The following is a 25,335-nucleotide window of genomic DNA, read 5'->3' on the forward strand; positions in this document are numbered from 1 at the left end:
TTGGCACTCCTAAAATCTGCCGCTAACTTTTAAGAATACAATATGTTCCCCTTCTTGCCAACTATGCCGCCGCTCTGATAAAATAAAAACATGTCATTTTTTAGAGCTATATGTGCAGCTTTTTTGGCTTCTGCAGTGTGTATTTCATGTAAACCGGAACCAAAAGGTAAAATTCTTCCAGCTGCATTCTCAGAGTCATATACGGAAACCCAGCGGCTTTTAATGGACATTCTTGAAGAACAGGATCTTGAAGAAAAAAGCCGCTATGTAGTTGTAAATAAGATTGCAGAAAACATGCTTTCTGTTAATGATTATCCGTCGCTTATTACTTTTTTGACCCAGTGGGTGGAAGAACATCCGGATGACACGTATAACGCTTACTGGCTTTTGATGACTGCTTATGCTTATCTTGAAAATGATGCAAAGCCGATTGCTGAATATTATTTTGAACGAATAATCGGTAATTACGAAGATTTGCTGGTTCAGGACAAGTCGATTCACTTTTTAAGCCTTCAGCATTTAATTCAGATCAGTAAAACTCCTGCAAACAGAATCTACTATTTTAATCAGCTTATTAACCGTTTTCCGAATAAAATAAGTAAAACAGAGCTTTATTACCGTCTTGCCCTTGAATATGAAAAAGAAAGTGAATGGTCACTGGCGTTAAAGACATATACTCAGTTTCTGGATCAGCCGGATGCTTCGACAATTCAAATTGATGGAATTCCGAATGCCTATCTGAATGCAAAGCAGCTGGTTGATTTTAATAATTCACCAAAAGACTGGACTTTTGAAACTAGAGATGCTCTTGTCAGTGCCGTAAAAAAAGCTATTTCAAGTTATAACTACAATGCTCTTGAACGTTATAAATCTAAAGTAAACTTTTTTGCTATGACATGGCGTTCTGAAGAAACGGATGAAAACGCTCAGGTTGGTTTTACGATGCATTCGTATATGCTGGGAAACAGAATCCGTTATAATGCAGAACTGGATCCGTCTTCTACACCGACTGAAGCCTATCTTCGCACTACTGGCTGGTCAACTTATGTTAATACCTGGTATCTGTATTTTAGAAAAGTAAACTTTCCTGCAGATCCAGAAATTCACGGCCGCTGGGAATGGGCAGGCATTTATCTTGGAGAAAAACTGTAAGAGTTTATTAAGTACGTTTGGATACTATAGTCCACGGTTTTTCTTAATACATTTACAAGGAACAGGTTATTTTGCTTTGCCGGGCATTTGTATTTGTCGATGCCTCAAATCTATTACACTGGCTTGCGGTTTTCTGACATGAGGCAGACAAATTTCTATTGATGGGGGGAAGCAGTTTTTGTCTTCAAAAATTTAATAATCTTGCGTATATTTTTAACTTCATCAGATTCATCTGAAAATTTTGAATCTGTTCCTAAATAATGAGTATATTTATACTCCGCACTGTATGCATACTCTAATGGTGTAACAAACTCATCATTATCTGGGTTAAAATATTTTTTATTAGGATCAATTCCTTTATTTATAAAAAATTTTAAAACATCAATATTATCTATTCCAATTAATAAAACAGGAACTTTATTAAAGACTTCAAAATTTTCTTTGTACATAACATCAATCATGTCAGAAGTCTCTAAATTCCAATTATAGATAAATTGATAAAGATATTTCTCCTTATTTTTTTCAAATAATTTTTGAATTTCATTATTTAAAAGAATATAACTTAAAAATTTATAATCCTTCTCAATTATGCATATAGATATATAATCATCATTTTTCTTATTTTTATAATTCAGGTTAACACCCTTTTCAACAATGGCTTTTTCAATTTCAAAATTCTTATTATAAATTGCCAGAGATAACAATGTATTGTTTTCATCCTCATCCATTATATTAACATCTGCATTATCATTTATTAAAAATAAACTAAAATTCGTTAGATTCTTACTAACTGCATACATCAACAATGGTTGTTTATTATATATAATATTCTTATCAGCACCTAACTGTATTATTTTACATGCCTTTTTATATTCATAATTATCCAGAGCTATTATTAACTGATCTTCTAATGAAATAGTTGTATTCTTATGAGAATTATTTTTTAAATTACAACTAAAAAGAAGAAGTAGTACCCATATACTAAAAAAAAATCTATTCATTTTCACAGTCATCCATTTTACTAATAATATAAATAGCCGTAACATCAGATATTTCATTAGTACCTGTTACAAAACCAGTTGGAAACTTTCCAGCTCTTGAGGGGCCTTGCGGTTTTCTGACTTGAGGTAGACAAATTTCTATTGATGGGAATAATAAATACTTTCTATCTTTTTTATCATCTCTTTATCGTTGCTTAATTCGGCTGCTTTTAAGCAGGATTTATCAAGTATTGCCCCATATTCAAGAAGCAAATCCACCTGGCTTTCCCACATCATTCCTTTTTTTATTGCTTCATAAAGCGGCGAAGTAGCATTTTCATCCTGGCACATTTTTTTAAATTCATCATAGGTTAATTCATCTTTATATGTCTGCCAGTCAAACGCCTTACCGTTGCCTTTTGCATTTACATCTGCACCCTTGTCTAAAAATGCCTTTAGCAGTCTGTTGGTATCTTCTACATAGCAGACCTGTTCTTTATATCCCTTTTTCCCAATAAAGAAACTGTCATATACGATTACAAAAACATAAGGATACAAAGAGATATCAGCACCATAATCTATTAAAAGATTTAACATCTGCACATCTGGTGTTGGATTTGGAATTTTTTCTTCACGTAATAATCTATAATAAGTAGTATAATGACTTTCTGCTACTAACAATAATGGATTTGATTCAATCCATCCGCATTCACCAAAGCATAAATCAGGATTATGTCCATTTTCTAATAATTCCTTTAAAAGTAAGGGATTGTCTTCATACCAATTGATTGCATAATACATCCTTCTGTTTTCTTTCTGTTCTTCAGTCATATGATTTACAGCATTTTCTCTTATTTCAGTAAGAACATTTTTTACTTTTTTTTCTAATTGTTTATTAATAAAATCACAGCCAGATAATAAAAAAATCAAAGTTAAAATAAAAAAACTAATTATTTTTTTCATTTATACGAATCCCCCCATGATACTGTTACTTTTGTTCCCCTTTAATTGTTATTTCATTTTCATTTGGATCGGAAAACTCAACCGGATTATTTCCGGCGTAGTGGTACAAATTGCTGTTTGTTAGCGCTTAAACTGGCACTTTTATAAAGTCAGCAATGCTTTTTGTACTAGAACCTGTCCTTCCCTGAAAATTTTCTGCCTCAAATCTATCACACTGGCTGCGTTTTGTATGCAGGGCTTGCGGTTTTCTGACATGAGGCAGACAAATTTCTATTGATGGGGGGGGATTATAACTGTCTGCCTAGTATTATTTCCTTTGCATAACCTTTTTTATCAAAAATAAAGTTCACAAAAATAAAAAATCATTTGATACAAATTCTAAAGTTGTTTCTGTTTTAGAAAAGGGTTTATTCTGAATTATTTTTTCGATATCTTTTTTGTTTAAACCAATAAGCTGACTCAAATTATGTTTGTCATTTTCTGCATTTAATGTAACTGTCTGAATCGTATAAGTATCGCCTTGCTTGTAATACATAATTACTATACCTTCAGCTGATAAAAAAACTTTTTCATAATTATCAATTTTTATAAGACTGTCTGCTTCTACTGTTTTTATTTGTAAATATCCCTTTTTAAATTCCAGATATGGATCTTTTGAAATTCCTTCAAATATTGATGATTCAAATAACTGTATTTCATCATACTTTTTTTCAGAAGAAGTTTTCTTCAAATTTGACTTTTTGTAACAAGAAGAAATACTTGCAATAAGCAATAAAATAAAAAGGTATTTTAATAATTTCATAGTTTATTTTCTCCTAATCATGTACATAAACAAAAGAAGCACCGTTTACAGAATTCAAAGCCTTGTCTGAAAGTCTGGCAAATTCATCTGCTTCTGCCTCAAATCTATCACAGTGGCTGCGTTTTGTATGCAGGGCTTGCAGTTTGTTGACATGAGGCAGACAAATTTCTATTGATGGGAATAGTTAATAAACTCTAAAGAATATTGTATTGATACATGTATCCTGATATTTTGTTCCTTCATAGACTTCAAGAATTTCCAGTTCTACATTACTTTCTATTCTTTCACCTAAAGTAATTTTTTGAGGAGCGGGCGTATCTTCAAGTTCTATTATCATCGGTTCCTTACTCACATCAAGAAATGTAAGCTTAATTTTTTTTGGTCGTGAATTTTCTTTATAGAGATATGGTTTTTTATAGGATACGTATCCTGTCATTATGTAAATAACACTATCGTCAATTCCAAATGTTACTTTCTGACCAATCCCGTTTCCTTTAACATTTTCTACCCATGGAGTTTCCAAATCCCATGTTCCAATATTTTCTGCAGGATATTCTTTATTTTTTTCTTTTAAATATGTACTTGCCTCAAAACATAATTTATTAGGAAGACGTAAAGCCTCATAACCTCTAATTGTATAATACCCAAAATATTCAGGTTCTTTTTTATTTTGTTTATAGAGAAGTAAAACGTCATCAGATGCTATGCAAAGATAAGTTGTTCCATTTTCTAAATCAAGAAAAGTTAGGCCGCCATCCTTTCTTTCGCTATATTTGTAACTTCCAATGATATAGTTTTCAGATTTTTCTCCTTTCTCATAATCAATGAAAAACATAGTATTATCTTTAAATCTGATGCTATGATCCATAGTATTTTCCTGATCAACAGCATATGATTTACCTTCAAGCTTAAAATCTTTCATATCTATTTTTTGAAAAGTTTCAGCCTGCAAAAAAAATAAATTCACTATAAATAACAAAAATAAAATATTCTTTTTCATGATTATTCTCCTATTGGTAATGGATCTCTTATTATTATTTTTATTTTATCTCAATCTGACATGCTAAACTCTGAGGTTTTCCAGCGGCAACTTGTTTCTTTTGAGCATCGGTTTGCTGACATGAAGCAGACAAATTTCTATTGATGGGAATTATTTACCCCTTTAAGACAAATATATAGATGCCCCCACTAAACATTAAAAGAAAGTAAAACAAAAAAATCCATTTCAATTCTTTAAAAGTAATACCATAAAATAAAAATCTAATAAAAGCGCCTATTAAAACAACAATAAAAACAACAAAAGTTTGCAATATATAATTCTTAAAACCGTCCAATCTAATCTCCAATTTTATCTAATTCTTTTTTTAATTGTTTTAATATATTAAATGTTTTTCGATCATAAACCATAATACTCTTAATACCGTTTTTCCTAGAATCTAACAATCCAGAAACAACACCTTTTGCAAAAAAAGAATATAACATCCATACCGATTTGAAAAATAATCATTAAAGTTACGACTCTATTAAGATTACTAGAAAAACTTTTTAATGAGCGATTTCTGCACGGCAAATTTTGATTGATGGGATTCAAAAAAACTTATAATGAGTCCAAATTAATAAGTTTTCCATTCTTATTTATTAAATATGACTTTCCATCAAGTATTACGTTTGCATAAATTTTATTAAATACGCCGGCATAATCAAAATCAATTTCTGAAAGTTTTTTCCCTTTTACATCTACAAAGTTGTAAGTAAGTTGTTTTTTATTCTTATAAATCACGTTACTAAATCCATTGATAAAATTAGAACAAGTAAATGCTTTAAATGATCCAGTTTGTTGTCCGTTCTTATTAAGAATAACCCATTCGTTTTTTTCAAAAGAAGTATTTACGAGAACGAATCCCTTTACAAAATCACAGGCGTGAAGATAACCGTCATAGTGATCTATGTTTATATTGAATTTTAAATTTCCATTTATATCAAAATAACCTACAACCTTATTTGTTGATTCACCATAAATCAAACCTTCTGAAACATTCTGGGAAGTTTCAGAAAACTCACTTAATTTATTTCCGGAGATATCAAAAACAGCATAATTAAAATTTGGTAAAACTCCTACAAAATATTTTTCATTAACATGATAAACACGTTTTAACTCTAACTGAAATTTTTCATTTCCATTCCAGTCTAAAAAATGAAATATTTTATTTTTTTCACCAAAATACAAAACTGGTATTACAGGCCCATCTGAGGAATACGCATTTGATACTTCTGCTATTTTCTTCTTCTGAAGAAGATTCCACAATTCCTCTTTTCCTGTTCCTTTTTCTACAACTGCAACATCTTGATTAATCAAATAAATCCGTTCTCTTCCACAAAAAGTTTTTACTCCTTTATAATATAAAGAATTAATTCCATCCTTTGTTTCTGTAATATAAGTTGAGCCTGATAAGTCAATTTTTGTAAATGTTGGTTTTACTATAATTTTTAATGTGTCTTCATCTAATACTCCATAGTAATTACTCGTTTTAAAAACCATAAGACTTTCTGCCGAAGTAAGAGAATTCAAAATAATCAGAATAAACAGATATATAATTTTTTTCATTTTTAACTCCTATTGATAATAAAAAGAATCATAATAATCAACAGTATCATCCATATTTAAGATTAATAGTCCTGCATGTTCATGCCCCTCAGTGTAACTTTTATTATGTGGACAGGCGCACTGGCCTGTTTAATGAGGAAGGAAATATGTTGCTTATTTGGAAATGTTTTTATGTAAAGCTTTATAAAACTACGGCGGGTCTATTCGCAGCGCAGCTTCTAGCGAGCCCGCCTTTTTTTATAGACAAAAAAACAAATGTCGTGGTAAAATAATCCCACGAGGAGAATACAAATGCCTAGAATAATTCCTATAAGGGATTTAAAAAACACTACAGCAATTTCGACTCTATGCCATGAAGAAGAAGAACCGATTTTCGTTACAAAAAATGGATATGGAGACATGGTTTTAATGAGCATGGAAACTTATGAAAAGAACCTGTTCCTTGCAAACGTATATGGAAAACTTGAAGAAGCAAAACAGGATATGAAAAACGGAAAGTATTCTTCTGTTGAAGATGCAATTTCAAGAATAAAGAAAAATCATGGCCTATAATGTCCGAATCATGGAAAAGGCTGAGCAGGATTTATCCGAAATTGTAACTTATTTTACAGAAAAACTTTGTAATCCAAGTGCTGCTGAAAGTTTACTTGAAGAATTTCTCGAAGAAAAGAACAATATTTCAGATAATCCTTATATGTATCCGTTAAGTAATGATTCAGTTTTGCAATCTGAAGGATATCACAGATTTCTTTTCAAAAAAAATTATATTGTTCTATACTTAATCGACGATGATGAAAAAGAAGTATCTATAATGAGAATCTTTTATGCAAAAAGAGATTATGCTAATTTAATATAGAAGCAACCTAACAAAGGTTATATGGACACCCGCACTGGGGCGCAATGTATTTAAATATGAAACTCGATAAACAAAAAAGTAATCTAAAATATTATTATCAAACTCAGGACTATAAGATACATGCATATAAGAATATCCCTGAATTTCTGGATAAATCTGTCTCAGAAATTGCTTTGCAAAACTTTTTTGAAGAGAAAATTCTTTTTGGCTGTGAATATAAAAAAAACTTTATAGAAGTAATTTATGAAGAAAAAAAACTTCGGGTGAGCATAAATAAAAAAGAAAAATTCATTGATTTTCAGAATCCTAAAGAACTCAAAGATTTATTTGATAGAGAATCTTCGCGGATGCTGAATTCTCAAAAAACAAAAATAAGAATGTCAAAAACAACTATTCTTTTTATCGCAGGATTAATTCTGATTGTTGTAAATTTTATCACATTCTTTATAAGTCTCCATTTTTTTGATAAGAAATCTGTTAATAGAATAATCGCTCCAATTTTTTTAATGTTATTTGGGTGTGGCAGTCTGATGACTTTTCCCAAAAATCTTGAAGATTTTGAATCTGCGGAAGGCTCAAATTTTATTGATCTAAAACTTTGTATCATATCTCTGTTTTTTGGAATAATACTTTTACCAGCCGGCTTTTGGATGTTATTGTAAAAACAAAGTTCCGTGCAATTTCCTTGACAATAAAGATATACAATGTATATACTATGAATATTGGAGGTAGCATTATGCAGGCAGTAGTTCAGAAATGGGGCAATAGCCTCGGTTTTAGGATTCCTTCTCTTTGGGCAAAAGATAATAATGTAAAAAGTGGCAGTAAAATTGAAGTGATTGCCGAAAAAGGAAAAATGATCATTCTTCCCCAGAAAAAATCGCTTGATGATATGATGGCTATGGTAAATGCCGATAACATTCATTCGGAAATTTCAACAGGCCATGCGATAGGTAACGAAGAATGGTAAAATCAAATTATGTTCCAGAAAAAGGCGACTTGGTTTGGCTGGATTTTGACCCGCAAGCCGGACATGAGCAAAAAGGTCGCCGTCCTGCGATTTGTGTTTCTCAGAAAATATACAATAAAAAGATTGGGCTTGCTTTGTTCTGTTCTATAACAAGCCATATAAAAGGTTATCCTTTTGAAATTGTCTTAGACAATCATTCTATCAACGGTTGCATTTTGAGTGACCAGGTAAAAAATCTTGACTGGACTCAAAGAAACTGTGACTTTATAGAAAAAGCAACAGAAAAAGAAATTAATACTGTTGTTGATAATATCAAATTGATGATTGAATAGAATTTCACATAACAAAGCTTCAAAGCGGATGTCGCGGTCAAGTCGCAAAAACGTTTAAGCAATTATTATGCTCACAGCCCACTGGGCTGGTTTGTTTTAGGTGAAAATATGGATGATAAGAAAACTCTTTTAGAAAATATCGATAAAATCCATACAACAGAAATGGGAGCGGACAGAATCAAAAAGAATTTGGATCTTGGAAACTGCAATGCCGTTGATTTTTGTAAATATAAGATTTTAGAGAAAAACTGCAGCATTTATAAACAAGGCAAGAATTGGTATTGCGAAATCGATGGAATAAGAATAACTGTAAATTCATACAGCTATACAATCATTACGGCTCATAAAATGTAAATATGCAAAATACGACGATTCATCGTTGCAATGGAATAAATTTGTAAAAGACTTTTGCGCCGATGAATCAACAAATTCATATGCAAACAAGTTAAAGGTTGCTTCAATTTTATGGAATGAAGTCCGTAATTCTACACGGAAAAAAGTATACAATGGCGATTTGCTGCAAGAATTTGCCGAGAAAATTGAAATTTACAGACTAAGCAAAAAAAAATCTTGACGGCGATGGGAGAATCGAGGTACATTCAAGTAAGGAAAGTAAGGAGGTGTTTTATGGAACTTGCAAAAGTAACTTCAAAAGGGCAGATTACAATTCCTCTTATGATAAGGAATAAGCTTCAGCTGAAAGCTGGCGATAAAGTTTTTTTTGAGGAGAGCAGCGGCAAAGTTTATATTACGAATGCATCTCAAATCACTCTGGCGAATGTACAGGCTCAAATGAAAGGCGAAGCAAAAAAAGCAGGCTTTGAGACAGAAGACGATGTTGTCGCTTATATCAAGGAATTGAGGAAATCCAGGTGAGAGTTTTCGTAGATACAAATGTCGTAATCTCTACGCTTCTTTTTCCAAACGGAAAGGTTTCTAAAGTTTTTTCACATTTACTTGAAAAACATACGGTAATAATTTCTTCCTACACAAAAGAAGAATGTAAGGAAGTATTTGAAAAGAAATTTCCTACAAAAATTGAACAACTTGAAATCTTTTTTGACGGCATTAATTTTGAGGAATTCACAACTCCCTCTAAAATCGCTGAAAAGGAATATCCAAAAATCAGGGATATAAAGGATTTGCCCGTTCTGGTTTCTGCGATTTTATCTGATTCTGATATTTTACTTACAGGCGACAAAGATTTTGAAGATGTTAAAATTGATAAGCCATTGATTTTTACGCCTGCGAAATATTTTGACTTGATAGGAAATTAGCATAATAAAGCTTCAAAACCGACAAACCGGTCAAGCCGCAAAACCGTTTAAGCAATTATTACCATCACCCATGAACACTACATTAAAACCTGAATGTGCTGTATGATTTTCTGAATTTTCATTCGAGTTATGAGGATAATAAAAAATATATAGATATTACGGTTGCTGAATTAAATCTTGAACAAAACATTAGTAATAATTGGAAAACAGGATATGTTCAGGAAGTTCAGCTTTATATTTGTCTGATATTATGAACAGAGTTTTTTAGAAAAAATTTTACAAGGTATATTAGAAGGGTTGTTTTAATGAAAAATATTGTATGGGCTGTAATTTTATTTATAAGTTTAATTACGCTTATAATTTTATGTATAAAAGCTATTAAGTTGAATATTGTTGAACGTAATAAATTAATAAAACATCTGGAAGAAAAAGGTGATTATAAATCATTATATGATCTTGGTTTTTATAATAAGTACTATCAAAAGGAATCGAGAAGAGGCGTTGATACTTTTGTAGTTGCAATGGAAAAGTATAATGAAACTAAAGATGTATATTTTCTAAACTATGCAGATTTTATTGATGGAAGAATTAAGATTTACCTTGTATTTCAATTGAGTATAATGATAAATCTCATTGTATTTATAAAACGAATTAAAATTTTATGCGTTTAATGTAATACCCCATCAATAGAAATTTGTCTGCTTCATGTCAGCAAACCGCAAGTCCTGCATACAAAACGCAGCCAGTGTGATAGATTTGTGGCAGAAATTTTTCAGGGAAGGACACAGTTTGCCATTAGGAGAATAATCATGAAAAAGAATGTTTTATTTTTGTTATTTATAGTGAATTTATTTTTTTTGCAGGCTGAAACTTTTCAAAAAATAGATATGAAAAATTTTAAGCTTGAAGATAAATGGTATGACATCGATCTTGGTGTTAGTGTAGATCACAGCATCAGATTTAAAGATAATACTATGTTTTTCATTGATTATGAAAAAGGAAAAAAATTTGAAAACTATATCATTGGAAGTTACAAATATAGCGAAAGAAAGGATGGCGGCCTAACTTTTCTTGATTTAGAAAATGGAACAACTTATCTTTGCATAGCATCTGATGACGTTCTACTTTTGTATTCTAAAGATAAAAAAGAACCTGAATATTTTGGATATTATAATCTGAGAATCTATGAAGCTATGTGTTTTCCGGATGAATCAAATTATCAGGCAACATCATATTTAAAAGAAAACAATAAAGAATATCCTGCGGAAAATATTGGAACATGGAATTTGGAAACTCCCTGGGTAGAAAATGTTAAAGGAAACGGGATTGGTCAAAAAATAACATTTGGGATCGACTCTACTGTTATTTATTTAATGACAGGATATGTATCTTATGAAAAACCTTATCTTTACAAGGAAAATTCCAGGCCAAAAAAAATTAAGTTGTCATTTCTTGATGTGAGTAAAGAATCTATGATAATAGAACTTGAAGATACGCCGGCTCCTCAAAAAATTACTTTAGGAGAAAGAATAGAAAGTAATGTAGAACTGGAAATTCTTGAAGTCTATGAAGGAACAAAATACAAGGATACTTGCATTAATTCTATGTTTTTTCTTTATTAGTTTATCCCCCCATCAATAGCAATTTGTACCACTACGCCGGAAACAATCCGGTTAAGTATGTGGACCCGGATGGAAGAATTTCTGGCTACCTAAACGATAGTACTGGAGCTGGAGGATTTGGGCATTCTGCTTTATTTGTCGAGTTATACGATAATGGAAAAACATGGAGTAAATTATGAAAAAATTAATATTGATTTCAACTTATCTAGCTTTGTCGCTGGCTGTGCATGCAGAAAAAAAATACATCACGGATGGTTTTGGCATCTGGTCTACGGAGGATTTTAAAAAGTTTACTCCGGTGCTGGCGTGCACGAATCCCATACTTGGAGCCGGGTCTATTAAAACAATTCAAATCGTTGATATATATGACAGGTTTATTCTCTACAAAAAGATGGAGCATTTTGATGAATATCAATTTGAATTCTATAGTTACAAAGATTCGAAACATTCGCCGATTTATACAGTTAACAGAAAAAACATAAACAGGGAATTGGATTCTGCTTTTTATTCTGAAAATTGCATTTTTTGTCTGGAGCATACTATTAATTCTAATTATTCTAAGTCTGATTTTTATATAACAAAAAGGACTGTTGATTCACTGGAAGTGGTTTTAGAATACAAGCTTGATAAATCTTCTTTTAAAGTCTCCTGCACCGGTCCTATGTATGTTGACGAAAAAAATGACAGGTTTCTGTGCCAATGTTCAAAATATAGAAAAGACGGCAGGCTAGAATACTTTCTGAAGATTATGTCCTTAAGTACAGGAAAAGAACTTTTTTTAACAGAAACAAATTATTTAACGGAAGTTTTCGCAGAAGACGGGAAAGTGTATCTATCTGTACAAAATAAACTTTTCACAGCAAATTACACTGACGAAAATATTTCTTTACATGAGTTAAAAACATTCGTTCCAGAAAAAAAGAAAATTATTGCCATACGGAAAAACGGTGACATATATGTTTTAAGAACTGAACACAAGAGGTTCAATCCTGTCCATAGATTTATATTCGGTAGCGATTCTACGATATGGTCTTATTATGTCTGTAAAATTCAAGACGGGGAACTTGTAAAAGTCAAAAAATTAAAAAAAAATTCGTGATTAGATTTTTTGATTCAAAGCAGTATACGAAATATTCTTCTTTTATTATCGTAAGTAGAAGATTTGCAATAACCAGTTCTTTGAAAAAAATGTGGATGGTACAAACCAAGATACGGATTGTAACGAAACTTGCTGCGGGTGGAGAAAGAACCATACATGAGGAATACTACAAGCAATTCTATTACCACTCAGACTATTTAGGTTCGGCTGCTCTGATTACGGACTACAGGGGCGATGAGTACCAGAGGATAGAATATACTCCTTACGGAGAAATTTGGGTTGAAGAGCAGAAAGTTAAGAACGAGGCTCATGTCTATTTGCCTTAAAAATACAGTATTTGGATATCAACAGATCCTGCCGTAGGCAAGGCAAATGCTAAAGATTCTGGAAGTTTACCGGGTATGGGAGGTCTCTTTAACCCGATCAACAGCAATTTGTACCATTACGCCGGGAACAATCCGGTTAAGTATGTGGCCCTGGATGGAAAGGAGCAGACCGATGCTCAAAAAAAACATATAGTAAGGGTTGTCAGATAATGAGGTTGAAAGAATTTAATGAAACAATAAACATATTACATCAATTACATTTGTCTTCAAATGACGTTGATACAATAAATATTAAAATTATAGGTGCAGACAATGAATAAAACAAATTTAATTATATTTTTTTTATGTTGTATTTATATGAATTCATATTCAATTGAAAATCAAAATTATTCCAGTGAAGAAACTAGTTTTTATTTTTTTGATAAAACATTTAAGCAGACAACTTTGAATATGGAAACTGGTGAGATATTTGTAAGGAATGGAGATTTTAAAATTCTTCATGACAAATATGATAATCAGCAGTTAGTATTGACTGTTGATGGAAACGAAGAAAAATATAGATTTTTTGAATTTGATGACTGGTTAATTTTATATAAAAATAATATCCCATTCTTTTTTGGTAACAAAGTATCCTCACGACTTCTTGAGTCTTTATGTTTTAAACCAATAACTGCAACTTCATTTTTAAAAGAGGGAAAAAAAGAATATAGTTCCAATAAACTTTCTAGGTGGGCTAATCTTAATTATGTATGGTCAGAAGGTGTTGATGGATATGGTATTGGGGAAAAACTTTTTATAAGTGAAGCTGATTTAAGCAAAATATATATTCTTCCTGGATATGTTTCAGCAGAACGACCAGATTTATATAAAAAAAACTCACGGCCTAAAACTTTGCGTATAACAACAGACACAGAAAGTTTTACGGTAGAATTAAAAGATAAAGTTGAGTTTCAGGAAATAAAATTCAATAATAGGAATAATAAAAAAATCATTATAGAAATTCTTGATGTCTATAAAGGTGATTTATATGAAGATACATGTATTTCCTCTGTATTATGTCGCACATGGACTTCTTATTAATTCCCCCCAACAATAGAAATTTGTCTGCCTCATGTCAGAAAACCGCAAGCCAGTGTGATAGATTTGAAGCAGAAATTTTTCAGGGAAGGACACAGTTTGGTACAAAAAAACGTACTTTTGCCATAAAACCACCTGCCCTCTATGTTGACATTTTCCGTCTGCTGGTTTTTAGGCAGATATCTTAACAGCAGACCAGGCAAAACAGTGATTGACAAAGAATCAGGAGAAGAATTTCAGTTGCGTAAAACGCACAGCTTCTTTTTTATTCCTCTCCAGTATTGGGGAATCATTTGTGGTATTTTATAGATTATTGCATACATTTGGAAAATGAAAAAGTTCCAAAAACATACTTTAAGAAACTATCAGATACCGATTTCTACGAAGTCAGAATTGAGTTGGGTGGAAATATTTATCGGCTGTTAGGATTCTTTCACAATGGAAATATTGTAATTTTTATAAATGGTTTCCAAAAGAAGACTCAGAAGACACCGAAATCTGAAATAGAAGTTTGTGAAGCAAGAATGAAAGATTTTTTGAAAAGGAGTAAAGAAAATGGCAAATAAAACATTAGATTTAGATGATTATATTTCTCAGCGTAAAGAAAAAGATTCAGAATTTGCAAAAAATTTTGATACAGGTTATGAAGAATTCAAAATCGGTATGATGATAAAAGAAATGCGACTAGAGAGCGGAATGACACAAGAACAGTTGGCAGAAAAACTTGAAACTAAGAAAAGCGTTATTTCGCGAATGGAAAATCATTCCGAAGATATTCGATTATCTACCCTTCAAAAAGTTGCATCTGTGTTTGGAAAATATGGCGGTTTGAGAATGATGCCAATGGCACAAGACAAAGTTCAGCTAGTTTTAATGGTAAAAGGCGATAATCGCGAAGAATATATTACTGTTGAATGCATAGCTAATATTGCTGAATAACTAAAAAAAGGTAGTAACCTTAAAACAACAACTAGTTGCAATTTATAGAAAAGTTGACAAAAACTGTATAGCTATGTATATTTAAAGAAAGCAGGGACGCAAAGCAATCGAGCGACCGTTTCCGTTAAGCTATTTTGAATAGTCCGCCGAAGTCGTCACACTTATGGGCGGGCTTTTTTTATGCTCTAAAATCCTATCTTATTAGGAAGGTGAGCAGGTCTATAACAATTGCGATGATAGCAATGATAAGCATTGCTTTTTCGTACTTTGTCACAGACGGCCTCCTTCATTCACGAGAAATCGGAGGCAAGCCGCCACAATTTACTAAGCGTCCCCTATGAGATGTATATTAGATGAAAAGTATAAAATCTACAAGGCATTGTAGAAAAGAAATATCGCCTAACAAAGCTACAAAGCGGATTTTGCGGTCAAGCCGCGCCACCGTTTAAGTAATTATTATGTGCTATTTCCTTTTTCCAGCCAAATCGTAAACTTCGTTATCAGCTCTTGCAGAAATTACAAGAATATACATGTTATGCGTTTTTTCATCTTCCACAAGTTTATAAACAACCCTGATTCCGATGTCGCGGTATTTTATCTTTAACAGTCCTGTTAAATCATTACCGGCTTTGTTCCCTAAAGGCTTCCCATAGCCACCTTCACTTTGGGGTTTTGGATTATCAGAGACTTTAATAATTCCTTTTAAAACTATCTTACGGACAGAACCGTCAAGACGTGCGAGCTCTTCTTTTGCAAGCGGATGATACTTTATTTCCCAAGCCATCTCTTACTCCAGATTTACTTCTACATCGTCTAAGTCCGACTCCTCAAGACCAAATTCTTTCATAACAGCATCATGCGAAATATATTCACTGTTTTTTGCCAGACGTTTTTCAGCCTCTGCGGCAAGAATGGCGTTTTCATATTCTTCCATCATCTGCTGATAGCTTTGCGGACTCATCAGAATGCATTCAGGTGTATTGTTTTTTACAACAATACGAGTTCCAAATTTCTTTACATCAGCAAAAATCTTGTTTGCCTGTCCCTTATTAAAAAGACTTATGGGAATTATAGAATCAAGCACGTTTAATGCGTTCATTGCTTTCATAATGCTACCTCCAGTAACTATTTGTATTATATTTTACAACTTATTTGTTGTCAAATTTGTTGTTATTACTTTCATCGCAGCAATGGCAATCGTTGCAAAACTGTCCATGTAAAGAGGGAAGGAGCTTTCACCTGCCAGAATCGAGCCTGCAATATTCAGCACCGAAGAAAAAAGTATAAGCAGAGGAAAATAGAAATTTGTCTGCCTGTCCGGGATATGTTGTAATAAAAAAAATGCTCTGATAAAATCTTACAACTGCAGGGTGACTGCGTAAATTCATTATGGTGAAGGGACTGTGGTTCATAAAAAAGAAGCTTTTTTACTTTCAATTTTAGCATTCACGCAGATAAAACTGTTTTCCCAGAACCTGGAGCCTGTTTTAGAAGAAGAACTTCCTCCTTTGCAGGAGATGGTAGAAGATTTAACACAGACGCTTCAAAAAGCAGCAGAAGTTCTGCCGGAACAAAAACAGGAAGCAGAACCTGATGAAGAATATACAAAAATCTATACAGTTGTTCCTGAAGCAAAACGCTATTCTGTCGGCTTAAGCGGAATGAATCACTCCCTTACAAAAAAATTCCGCACGCAGTATTTAAAAGATACAGGCAAAGCTCAGCTTACAGCCATACTTTATGATTCCCTTCCATACAGGCCGTACATCAGGCAGCAGCTTAAGGCAAAAAAGATGCCGATGATAATTCAGTATCTTCCCATAATTGAATCAAATTACAAAACTACTGCTGTTTCACGTACAGGAGCAACGGGACTGTGGCAGTTCATGACAAACAGCATGTCTCCCTTTTTAAAAAAGAACACATGGTATGATGAACGCCTTGATCCCTGGAAAGAAACGGATGCAGCATTAAGTAAGCTTCTGGATAATTATAAGATGTTTCATAATTGGGAACTTTCTCTGGCTGCATATAATATGGGTGCCGGAGCAATGAAGCGGATACTGAAAAAACACCCGGGTAAAGATTTCTGGTATCTTGCAGAACACGGATATCTGCCGGCACAGACAAGAGACTATGTTCCAAAGCTTATAGCAGTTGCAGATGTAATAGAAAATGCTGAGTATTATGGGGTTCTTGAAATCGGAATTGCAGACAAGGCAATAGAAACTCATGCCGTCGAAAAATATGAGTATGTTACTGTGGCAGGAATGATAAGTCTGGAACAGATATCTAAACTTACGGGAATTGAGCGCAGCGTTCTTGATTTTTTAAATCCTTCACTTTTAAAAAAGTGTACGCCGGCAGGAGAAAAATATTCCCTTAGAGTACCATCGGGAACTTCAGAAAAGGCTGCAGAAGCATTAAAAAAAGCAGACATTGCTACGGATGCACTCATATATATAGTAAAAAAAGGTGATTCTTTATGGAGCATAAGCCGCTCTTATGGCCTTACAGTGGATGATTTGTGCCGTGCAAACAATATAAAAGAAATAAGCATACTCAGAATAAATCAGAAACTTGTCATTCCTGTGTTCAAGTAAAACTTCATGGTTTTCTTAAGTGCCGCGGTTTAAATGCCGATAAAGTGCAAAAGAGGTAATTTTTATAAATGAAGAAGATTTTATGTACGCTTGCGGTTGTTTTTCTTGCAGCAGGGTTATTTTCTCAGGGGAACATCAGTCCGACGGAAGAGCTTGAAATAGAGCAGCTGGCCCGCCGTCTTGCAAACTATGACGGTCATGCTTCGGAAGAAGATGCGGTCATGACTTCAACGTCTACAATTAATTGGACAAAAAATACATTTACCTCAAACGTATCCCTGGATGTAGCAAAGGCAGGAATTCCTATGCCAAGCGGCAAGTCTTCTTCCATTAATAAAATTCAGATGGAACTCCCGGCACTTGTAAAGGATCCGCTTCTTTCAATATTTGTTGATAATAATAAAACTCTTGGAGATCTGGTACTTGAAGAAACCGTGACTCTTGAAGAACTTACGCGTATTATAGACAACAGTAAGCAGACTCCGGCTTTTTTTCAGAACGGTTCAAATAATCTTGTAACACAGCATACAATTCAGATTCAGAATATCGGTGCGAGCCTTGTAAAGCATCATGTTGCCTATACACAGCGGGTTCCTATAGAAACTGTTGCCTCTAAGGCCTATACAGGAATCATTATTGATGCCAGGGGAACGCTTCCGGTTCATGGTGAATTTGTTGAAGACAGGACATATCCGTGTATTTTTCCAAAAATCTGGAGTGAAGGCATGGATCTTGTCTATGAGCGCAATATGGTGGATCCTTCCGTTGCTAAAGAAAAGGGTATTGTTCTGTATTCATCAAGTCCTTTTGTAGAGGAATATGAAGATCGTATAGGCAAAAAGCCCCTGTGGATAAGTGCAAAGAAGGTTTATGGAATCAACAGGACGGATTCAGTCATTTCTAAGAATGACTATCTTCAGATTACTTCCGTAAAAGAAAACCTTGATCTTTTGCGTAAAGGAAGGGTTGTCATTCTTCTGGATAAAGACCTGCTCATTCACGGTGTAGCAGCTCCTGATAAAAACAAGAGATATTATGTTGCTTACGAAAAACTCAAGAGATATGTACTTGAAAACCCTATTCCTGATACATTCCTTCTTCCGGGACCAAGCGGATTCAGGTTCAAGATGGAAAACCTTAAGTTTATAGCTGATTCTCCGGAACTTCTGCCTGAAGAACAGGGTCGTATTGTTCAGATAGCACAGTCAATAAAAAAATATGTCATGGACGGAGAGTTTACGATTCTTGTGGAAGGTCATACTGCAGATGTAAATAAACCGGAAGGCCAGCAGCAGCTTAGCGTTTTACGTGCACAGGCAATAATTCAGGCTCTGGTGGATCAGGGTGTGGACAGTTCTCTGTTTACCTACAAGGGTTACGGAGGAACAAAGCCTATTGCTACTAATTCAACTCCGGAAGGCCGTGCTCAGAACCGCCGTGTAGAGATTCAGGTAATGCCTAAATCAGGTTACGTACAGCGGGTTCAGTAAGTTAAGCTTTTTAAGGACTTTAGTAAAGCAGGTCTGTGTGTTCTTTCAGGGCTTTTCTTGCGTCGGTATAGCCCAGACGTATCAGGGAATCAATCTGATCTTCATTAAAGTTAAGGGTTCCGTGAACAAGGTCTCCCAACGGCTGGCTTGGTACTATTTCTATGAGTTTTTTGCCGTTAAGTTTTGTTCCTGAGCGGGATATTTTACTGTCTCCCAGAGAAGAATCGCTTCTTAAATAAACAACGATAACTGTGTCTACGTTTTCATCTTTAAGGAGCGGCTTTACAGGAATGTTCTGTCCTCCTGCGTTTTCGAATCCGCCGTCAATGTATTCACCGTCTTCAGAAAGGCTGGAACCGTTTTTAATTACGCTGGAATCCAGGTGTACCGTGTCAAAGATTCCCGGCATTGCAGAAGAAGCCAGAAGCAGTTTGGTTACGTTTTCTGCAGAGGTCTGTTCATTAAGAATGAAGGTTTCGCTGTAGTCTGTGTAACCTGTAAAACTTATGTTCATGATTTTTCTGGCAAGATTGGATTTTCTTAAACAGGTAACATAGATTTTAGCTTTTTTGTCTTTAAGTGAATTGAAATCAATGTTTTCTTCTATAATAGCTGTCAGTTTTGAGCGGGAAAATATCCCTTTTGCACCTTTTCCGCTGGTAAAATAATCCTTCAGATAGTTTGCTACGGAAGAAGCAAGGTCTGTTCCTGCCTGTTCAAGGCTTTTAAGGAATGGGCTGTCATCAGAAAGGGCATTTTCTTTATATTCATTATAGAGAGAAAGCAGGGTTCTTGAATAATCCATCGTAAAACTGAGGACGTCTGCATACTTATCAAAGTCCGGAGTCAGCACGGAATCAAAACCTATTTGAGTTTTCCACAGTTTCTTTACGGAATATGGAGATACGTTTGTAAAGAGGGCAGCGTTAAGGGCTCCTACAGAGGTTCCTGAAACCGCCGTAATGTTGTCTGTAAGATGCATCTGCTCCATGGCAATCCAGACCCCTGCTTCATAGGCACCTTTTGCACCACCGCCGGAAAGGCAAAGTCCGATTCTTTTTTCTTCGGCGCCGGCTGCGGTCAGAAAAATACAGAAAACTGTCAGTAATATCGATTTTTTCATTTAGATTCCTTTAGCAAGAAGGCATACACCTTCAACAATTGCTTTATGTTCTTCCGGGGCTATACGTGCGTATAGTGAATCTGGGGTGTCGTTTTCTAAAACCGGTACTTTTTTCTGAATAAGGATTCTTCCGGAGTCACATCCTGAATCCACAAGATGAATCGTACAGCCGCTTTCTTTTTCTTTTGCAGCAAGAACAGCTTCATGAACGTTGTGTCCCCACATTCCTACGCCTCCGAATTTAGGAAGAAGTGCCGGGTGAAGGTTAAGGATGCGGTCTTTGTATTCTTCAATGATTTTTCCGCCAAGAACAGAAAGATATCCTGCCAGAACTATTGCATCGGCTTTATAGGCACGGCAGGTTTCAAGAATTGCATCACTTACTGCAAATCTTTTCTGGTCCCGGTCAGCAGTCATGGCTTTTTCTTTGCCTAAAACTGAATAAGGGCTTTTGATTTCTGCAGGAATTCCAGCTGCTTTTGCTCTTTCAAGGGCATAGGCATTTTTAGTACTGCTGATAACCGTAACAATATGATATGGACAGTCCGGAGTCTGTTTTTCGTAATCGATGAGTGCCTGAAGGTTTGTACCGCCTCCGCTGACTAAAACCGCAATATTCATGTAAACACCTCTTAAATATGAAGATTTTATCGGATTTTTTATGTATTGGGAATGCTTCCTGCGTGTACTGTGCCATTCCGGAGGCCTTACACGGAATTTAGTTGAAATAATGGATAAAATCAGATAATCTTAATCACTAGTTTTAAATTTAAAGAAGGAAGGCAAAATGGTAGTAAATCAACTTTTTCTTCAGGCAGCAGGAGCCGGCGGTGGTGGATTCGGCATGCTGGTTCCGTTAATTCTCATTGTGTTCATCATGTATTTTTTCATGATTCGTCCACAGAGCAAAAAACAGAAAGAAACACAGAGAATGATTGATGCTCTTAAGAAGGGTGATAAGGTCGTAACAATCGGTGGCATTCACGGTACGATTGCACAGACAAAAGAAAAGACAGTAATCGTAAAAGTCGATGATAACACAAAAATTGAATTCAACCGTACGGCTATAGCTACAGTTACTTTTGAAAAACCGGTATCAGAAGCTGATAAAAAAGCAGTTGCAGAAAACGCTTCAGAAAATGCAGCAGAAGGTTCGGAAGTTTCTTCAGAAAAAACAGAAGAACAGAAAGCAGCAGAAGCTAAAGCAAGAAAATATGCAAAGATCCGCATGATTGTAATTCTTATTCTTATTGCAGCATTTGCAGTAGCTATGATTATCAAACCAAAGTCTTCTGGTGCTGCAAAAGTAGACGCTAAAGAACAGACAACAGAAACTACAGAAAATAACGGTTCAGCTGTGACAGATGATTCAGGAGATTTTGATTCTGCCGCATCTGAAAAAGCGGAGTAAAATATGAAAAAGGTTACACGTTTAGTAATTATCGTTGCCGTACTTGCAGTATGTTTTGCATTCCTCTGGCCTTCAATCAGCTGGTATGGACGCACTTCTGCAGACGACAAGGCAACAGCAACTCTTTCTCTTGAAAGAATAAAAGAAAAGACACAGGCTCTTGCAGAAGAAGGTGCAAAGGCTCTTTATGCACAGGTTAAGTCAAATCCGGATTCAGAACTTTCTGCTGAATACAAATGGATTGAAAAAAAAGTAAAGGAAAACTTTAAGGACGCAGATAAGAGTGTTCCTTCAAAGATTTCATATAAGGATGTTCTTGATTCTTATTCAGTTTCTTCCGTAAATACAAATCAGGCATACAGCCGTCTTCTTTCTGATTTCGAAAGTGAATATCGTACAAAGATTCTTGCTGACAGAAAAAATTATCAGAACTCTGTAAAGCTTGGTCTTGACCTTAGCGGCGGTGTAAGCGTTATCGTAAAAGCTGATCTTGATACAGTAGTAAAATCATCTGATCTTACAGGTGGTCTTTCTGAAGAAGAAATCAAGAAGCAGGCAATGGCTCAGACTATCGAAAATCTTACTAAGAAAATCGACAGCTTCGGTCTCAGTTCACCGGTTGTTCGTCAGCAGGGAGATGACCGCATTTACATCGAACTTCCTGGTACTGCAGAATCTGATACAATCAGTTCTATTGTTCAGGGCCGCGGTATGCTTAATTTCCGTCTTGCACGTATGGATCTTACAGAAAAGCTTAATGAATATCTTTCCGTACACAAAGACAGTTTTGAAGCAGACGGTTCTGTAAAGGCTTCTGTAATTTCTGAAGTAGGAATTCCTGATGATGCAGAAGTTATGGGTTATTACACAACAGATGATTACGGTCTTGATGAAAAGGCAGGTTATCTTGTAATCAATAAAGAAATCGTTCTTGACGGTAAGCATATTAAACGTGCTGATGTTGGAACAGAAGACATGACTGGTAAGCCGGAAGTTACATTCATACTGGATGATGAAGGTGCAAAACTCATGGGTGATTTTACTACTGCTCATGTTAATGATTTTATGTGCATCGTCAGCGGTTCAAAAGTTAAGTCTAATGCAAAAATCAATACAGGAATTACAAATGGCTCTGTAGCAATTACCGGCTTTACAATGCAGGAAGCTCAGAACCTTAAGAAAGTTCTTCAGTCTGCATGGCTGGATGTGCCTCTTTCTGTAGAAAGCCAGCAGGTTATCGGTGCAGAGCTGGGTGAACTTGCAATTAAGCAGGGTATTACAGCTATTGCCATCGGTCTTGTAGCTATCATGATTTTCATGCTCATCTGGTACAAAGGAGCAGGAATCAATGCATGTGTAGTTCAGGTTCTTAACCTTTACATTATGTTCTCTGTTCTTAGTGCTCTTAATCTTACCCTTACACTTCCAATGATTGCAGGTATCATTCTTACAATCGGTATGGCTGTTGATGCTAACGTAATCATTTATGAACGCATTAAGGAAGAGCTTGTTCTTGGAAAAGACCGTGCAGCTGCAATTTCAACAGGTTTTGCAAATGCTCTCTGGGCTATCCTTGACTCTAACATTACTACATTCATTGCTGCAGCATTCATGAGCCAGCTTGGAACAGGTTCAATTAAGGGATTTGCTTATTCACTTGCAATCGGTGTTCTTTCTACATTGTTCACAACTCTTGTAGTTTCACGCCTTATTTTTGATTTTGGAACAGAAACCCTGCACAAGAAAAATATCAGCATCAGCTGGAGGATCAAATAATGAAAACAGTTAAAAATTTCAATAAAGTGTTTTTACCTTGTGCATTGCTTAGCTGTGCAGTTATTGTTTTTGGTATCGTAGGTATTTTTGCCAGAGGAATTAACTTTGGTATTGATTTTGTTCCTGGTTTTATTGAAGAAGTAGAAATCACTTCAGCTTCAGAAAAAGCAGCTGATACAGAAGCAGCAGCTGATGCTCCGGCAGTATTTACAGGAACAGTAAATGTTGATGAAGTTCGTTCAGCATTTTCTAATAAAAGTATTTCTGTAAAGGCTCTTGATTCAAACGGAAAGACAACTTATCAGATTCGTGCAAAGAGTAACGGAAATGAAGAAGCAGATCAGAAACTTAAGGAAGAAGTTTCTGCTTCCCTTAACGCAAAGTTTGGTGCAGAAAACGTTCAGGTAGTTCGTGAGGACTATGTAGGTTCAAGCTTCTCAAGTTCCCTTGCATTCAAATCTGTAATGCTTGCTTTTGTAACTCTTCTTTTGATCTGGGGTTATGCAACTATCCGTTTCCACTGGGATTTTGCTCTCGGTGCAATTGTTGCTCTTGTTCATGACTTCCTTATCATGTTTGCATTCATTTCCTGGTCACAGGTAGAATTCAGCACAACTACACTTGCAGCTGTTCTTACAATCTTCGGTTATTCTATCAACGCAACAGTAGTTATCCTTGACCGTATTCGTGAAAACATTAAGTACGGTCAGCTGAAGGTATTCTCTGACATCATCAACAAGTCAGTAAGCGATACAGTTGCCCGCTCAATCATTACAACAGTAACAACATTGTTTGCTTCTATTTCACTTCTTGTATTTACAACCGGAAGCATTCATGACTTTGCAGCTGTTCTTACTGTAGGTCTTATTTCTGGATGTTACTCTTCTATGTTTATCAGTTCAGGATTCATTGCATTTATCCGCCGTAACTGGAAGGCTGAATATCAGAACCATGTTCATCAGCCAAAACCAAAGAGAGCTCTTGCAGAAATTAGTGTTGAGTAATTTTTAGTTTAGTTGAATAATTGCCATTGCTGCAGGTTTGCGGCAGTGGCTTTTTTTTTGAATGAGGGGAACTGATGGAAGTTATCCGGGCAAAAGTACTAGGTTTTTGTATGGGTGTACGGCGTGCTGTAGAAACTGCAGAGAATTCTGTGGCGGATAATGCCGGAGAAAAAAAGATTTATACTCTCGGTCCTTTAATTCACAATCCGGTTGTATTAAGTGAGCTTGAAAAAAAAGGTGTAACAGTTCTTACGGAAAAAACTCTTTCTGAAGCACAGCCTGGTTCTACGGTAATAATCCGTGCCCACGGAACAACACCGCAGGTTCTTGCGGAACTGGAAAGTAACGGGCATAAAATTCTTGATGCAACCTGTCCAAAAGTTCATTTAAGTCAGAAACGGGCAGCAGAGTGGAATGCCAGAGGTTTTACCATAATAATTGCCGGTGACAGAAATCACGGAGAAGTGGTAAGCATATCTTCTTATGCCGGCGGAAATGCTGTTGTAATAGAAAATTCACGGGAAGCACAAGAACTGAAACTGCCGCAGAAAGCTGTTTTGATTGCACAGACGACATTCAGTCCTGTGGAATTTGAAAAAATAAAAGAGATTCTTAAAGCAAAAAATCCTGAAATTCAAATATTTAATTCAATATGTTCTGCTACAATGGAACGACAGAATGCCCTCAGTCAGCTTAAGGATAAAACAGACGGAATTCTTGTAATTGGAGGAAAATCTTCTGCAAATACCCGCCGTCTGTACGAAACGGCAGCTGCTATATGTAAAAATGCTGCTTTAATTGAAAATGCAGAGGAAATTCCCCCTGAATTTTTCAAGTTAGAAAAAGTTGGGCTAACAGCGGGCGCCTCAACACCCGATAATATTATAGAAGAAGTCGAAGAGTTGTTATTACATAACAATTAGTGTAA

Annotated in this window: 31 protein-coding genes; 22 read left to right on the plus strand and 9 right to left on the minus strand. The window is 34.9% G+C overall.

From position 1 onward, the window contains the following. Positions 1-90: 90 nt before the first annotated feature. On the plus strand, positions 91-1,152 hold the full coding sequence (locus HNP77_RS06630; protein WP_184652392.1) for a tetratricopeptide repeat protein: 1,062 nt from the start codon (positions 91-93) through the stop codon (positions 1,150-1,152). Between the two features lie 155 nt (positions 1,153-1,307). Here the strand turns inward: HNP77_RS06630 and HNP77_RS06635 are convergent, their stop codons facing one another. From HNP77_RS06635 to HNP77_RS06655, 5 genes are all read right to left on the minus strand, one after another. Then, positions 1,308-2,153, minus strand: coding sequence for an ankyrin repeat domain-containing protein (locus HNP77_RS06635; RefSeq protein ID WP_184652393.1), 846 nt, complete (start codon positions 2,151-2,153; stop codon positions 1,308-1,310). A 138-nt stretch (positions 2,154-2,291) separates the two neighbouring features. Beyond that, positions 2,292-3,095, minus strand: a complete 804-nt coding sequence (locus HNP77_RS06640) for an ankyrin repeat domain-containing protein (protein ID WP_184652394.1) — start codon at positions 3,093-3,095, stop codon at positions 2,292-2,294. A 346-nt stretch (positions 3,096-3,441) separates the two neighbouring features. After that, positions 3,442-3,897 (minus strand): hypothetical protein, encoded by a 456-nt coding sequence (locus HNP77_RS06645; RefSeq protein ID WP_184652395.1) that lies wholly within the window; start codon positions 3,895-3,897, stop codon positions 3,442-3,444. Positions 3,898-4,081: 184 nt separating this feature from the next. Then, a complete protein-coding gene (locus tag HNP77_RS06650; protein ID WP_184652396.1) occupies positions 4,082-4,897 on the minus strand; it encodes an NADase-type glycan-binding domain-containing protein in 816 nt (271 codons plus the stop codon). 597 nt (positions 4,898-5,494) lie between these two features. Further along, positions 5,495-6,502, minus strand: a complete 1,008-nt coding sequence (locus HNP77_RS06655) for a hypothetical protein (protein WP_184652397.1) — start codon at positions 6,500-6,502, stop codon at positions 5,495-5,497. A 291-nt stretch (positions 6,503-6,793) separates the two neighbouring features. Between HNP77_RS06655 and HNP77_RS06660 the strand changes: the two genes are divergently transcribed. From HNP77_RS06660 to HNP77_RS06730, 15 genes are all read left to right on the plus strand, one after another. Continuing rightward, a complete protein-coding gene (locus tag HNP77_RS06660) occupies positions 6,794-7,054 on the plus strand; it encodes a type II toxin-antitoxin system Phd/YefM family antitoxin (protein ID WP_184652398.1) in 261 nt (86 codons plus the stop codon). A 10-nt stretch (positions 7,055-7,064) separates the two neighbouring features. After that, complete coding sequence (locus HNP77_RS06665; protein WP_246428875.1) at positions 7,065-7,358, plus strand: type II toxin-antitoxin system RelE/ParE family toxin; 294 nt, start codon at positions 7,065-7,067, stop codon at positions 7,356-7,358. Positions 7,359-7,414: 56 nt separating this feature from the next. Then, on the plus strand, positions 7,415-8,020 hold the full coding sequence (locus HNP77_RS06670; RefSeq protein WP_184652400.1) for a hypothetical protein: 606 nt from the start codon (positions 7,415-7,417) through the stop codon (positions 8,018-8,020). A gap of 74 nt (positions 8,021-8,094) precedes the next feature. Continuing rightward, positions 8,095-8,328, plus strand: a complete 234-nt coding sequence (locus HNP77_RS06675) for an AbrB/MazE/SpoVT family DNA-binding domain-containing protein (protein WP_184652401.1) — start codon at positions 8,095-8,097, stop codon at positions 8,326-8,328. Further along, on the plus strand, positions 8,322-8,660 hold the full coding sequence (gene mazF, locus HNP77_RS06680; protein WP_184652402.1) for an endoribonuclease MazF: 339 nt from the start codon (positions 8,322-8,324) through the stop codon (positions 8,658-8,660). Before HNP77_RS06675 ends, mazF begins: the two co-directional genes overlap by 7 nt. Positions 8,661-8,768: 108 nt before the next feature. Beyond that, entirely contained in the window at positions 8,769-9,014 is a 246-nt protein-coding gene (locus HNP77_RS06685) for a DUF3781 domain-containing protein (protein ID WP_184652403.1), read from the plus strand. A 273-nt stretch (positions 9,015-9,287) separates the two neighbouring features. Beyond that, the gene (locus HNP77_RS06690) at positions 9,288-9,536 is read left to right on the plus strand and encodes an AbrB/MazE/SpoVT family DNA-binding domain-containing protein (protein ID WP_184652404.1); all 249 of its coding nucleotides are present in this window, start codon (positions 9,288-9,290) and stop codon (positions 9,534-9,536) included. Further along, positions 9,533-9,937 (plus strand): putative toxin-antitoxin system toxin component, PIN family, encoded by a 405-nt coding sequence (locus HNP77_RS06695; RefSeq protein WP_184652405.1) that lies wholly within the window; start codon positions 9,533-9,535, stop codon positions 9,935-9,937. Before HNP77_RS06690 ends, HNP77_RS06695 begins: the two co-directional genes overlap by 4 nt. A gap of 305 nt (positions 9,938-10,242) precedes the next feature. Continuing rightward, positions 10,243-10,608 carry a hypothetical protein gene (locus HNP77_RS06700; RefSeq protein WP_184652406.1) on the plus strand — a complete coding sequence of 122 codons (366 nt, stop codon included), beginning with the start codon at positions 10,243-10,245 and terminating at the stop codon, positions 10,606-10,608. Between the two features lie 138 nt (positions 10,609-10,746). After that, positions 10,747-11,559, plus strand: coding sequence for an NADase-type glycan-binding domain-containing protein (locus HNP77_RS06705; RefSeq protein ID WP_184652407.1), 813 nt, complete (start codon positions 10,747-10,749; stop codon positions 11,557-11,559). A gap of 175 nt (positions 11,560-11,734) precedes the next feature. Continuing rightward, positions 11,735-12,658: a hypothetical protein gene (locus HNP77_RS06710; protein ID WP_221266536.1), complete on the plus strand. Its 924-nt coding sequence runs from the start codon at positions 11,735-11,737 to the stop codon at positions 12,656-12,658. Beyond that, the gene (locus HNP77_RS06715; protein ID WP_184652409.1) at positions 12,655-12,984 is read left to right on the plus strand and encodes a hypothetical protein; all 330 of its coding nucleotides are present in this window, start codon (positions 12,655-12,657) and stop codon (positions 12,982-12,984) included. Before HNP77_RS06710 ends, HNP77_RS06715 begins: the two co-directional genes overlap by 4 nt. Positions 12,985-13,296: 312 nt before the next feature. Then, positions 13,297-14,064, plus strand: coding sequence for an NADase-type glycan-binding domain-containing protein (locus HNP77_RS06720; RefSeq protein WP_184652410.1), 768 nt, complete (start codon positions 13,297-13,299; stop codon positions 14,062-14,064). 320 nt (positions 14,065-14,384) lie between these two features. Then, on the plus strand, positions 14,385-14,627 hold the full coding sequence (locus HNP77_RS06725; protein ID WP_246428876.1) for a type II toxin-antitoxin system RelE/ParE family toxin: 243 nt from the start codon (positions 14,385-14,387) through the stop codon (positions 14,625-14,627). Beyond that, positions 14,617-15,000: a helix-turn-helix domain-containing protein gene (locus HNP77_RS06730; protein ID WP_246428877.1), complete on the plus strand. Its 384-nt coding sequence runs from the start codon at positions 14,617-14,619 to the stop codon at positions 14,998-15,000. Before HNP77_RS06725 ends, HNP77_RS06730 begins: the two co-directional genes overlap by 11 nt. A 463-nt stretch (positions 15,001-15,463) precedes the next feature. On the opposite strand, the gene HNP77_RS06735 is transcribed toward HNP77_RS06730, so the two are convergent. Then, positions 15,464-15,784 carry a type II toxin-antitoxin system RelE family toxin gene (locus tag HNP77_RS06735; RefSeq protein ID WP_184652412.1) on the minus strand — a complete coding sequence of 107 codons (321 nt, stop codon included), beginning with the start codon at positions 15,782-15,784 and terminating at the stop codon, positions 15,464-15,466. Positions 15,785-15,787: 3 nt separating this feature from the next. Then, positions 15,788-16,108, minus strand: a complete 321-nt coding sequence (locus HNP77_RS06740) for a type II toxin-antitoxin system Phd/YefM family antitoxin (RefSeq protein ID WP_184652413.1) — start codon at positions 16,106-16,108, stop codon at positions 15,788-15,790. 295 nt (positions 16,109-16,403) lie between these two features. Here HNP77_RS06740 and HNP77_RS06745 point away from each other — a divergent pair, with 295 nt between their 5' ends. Then, complete coding sequence (locus HNP77_RS06745; RefSeq protein WP_184652414.1) at positions 16,404-17,603, plus strand: lytic transglycosylase domain-containing protein; 1,200 nt, start codon at positions 16,404-16,406, stop codon at positions 17,601-17,603. Between the two features lie 68 nt (positions 17,604-17,671). Then, positions 17,672-19,093: an OmpA family protein gene (locus tag HNP77_RS06750; protein ID WP_184652415.1), complete on the plus strand. Its 1,422-nt coding sequence runs from the start codon at positions 17,672-17,674 to the stop codon at positions 19,091-19,093. Positions 19,094-19,112: 19 nt separating this feature from the next. Here the strand turns inward: HNP77_RS06750 and HNP77_RS06755 are convergent, their stop codons facing one another. After that, entirely contained in the window at positions 19,113-20,216 is a 1,104-nt protein-coding gene (locus tag HNP77_RS06755; protein ID WP_184652416.1) for a patatin-like phospholipase family protein, read from the minus strand. Further along, positions 20,217-20,837, minus strand: a complete 621-nt coding sequence (gene purN / locus HNP77_RS06760; RefSeq protein WP_184652417.1) for a phosphoribosylglycinamide formyltransferase — start codon at positions 20,835-20,837, stop codon at positions 20,217-20,219. 166 nt (positions 20,838-21,003) lie between these two features. Here purN and yajC point away from each other — a divergent pair, with 166 nt between their 5' ends. From yajC to ispH, 4 genes are all read left to right on the plus strand, one after another. Next, complete coding sequence (gene yajC, locus HNP77_RS12495; RefSeq protein ID WP_184652418.1) at positions 21,004-21,627, plus strand: preprotein translocase subunit YajC; 624 nt, start codon at positions 21,004-21,006, stop codon at positions 21,625-21,627. A 3-nt stretch (positions 21,628-21,630) separates the two neighbouring features. Next, positions 21,631-23,403, plus strand: coding sequence for a protein translocase subunit SecD (gene secD / locus HNP77_RS06770; protein ID WP_184652419.1), 1,773 nt, complete (start codon positions 21,631-21,633; stop codon positions 23,401-23,403). Beyond that, on the plus strand, positions 23,403-24,407 hold the full coding sequence (gene secF / locus HNP77_RS06775) for a protein translocase subunit SecF (protein WP_184652420.1): 1,005 nt from the start codon (positions 23,403-23,405) through the stop codon (positions 24,405-24,407). Before secD ends, secF begins: the two co-directional genes overlap by 1 nt. A 74-nt stretch (positions 24,408-24,481) precedes the next feature. Further along, positions 24,482-25,330 carry a 4-hydroxy-3-methylbut-2-enyl diphosphate reductase gene (gene ispH, locus HNP77_RS06780; protein ID WP_184652421.1) on the plus strand — a complete coding sequence of 283 codons (849 nt, stop codon included), beginning with the start codon at positions 24,482-24,484 and terminating at the stop codon, positions 25,328-25,330. Positions 25,331-25,335: the final 5 nt, after the last annotated feature.

Source organism: Treponema rectale (assembly GCF_014202035.1).
In the GTDB taxonomy this organism is placed as follows: domain Bacteria; phylum Spirochaetota; class Spirochaetia; order Treponematales; family Treponemataceae; genus Treponema_D; species Treponema_D rectale.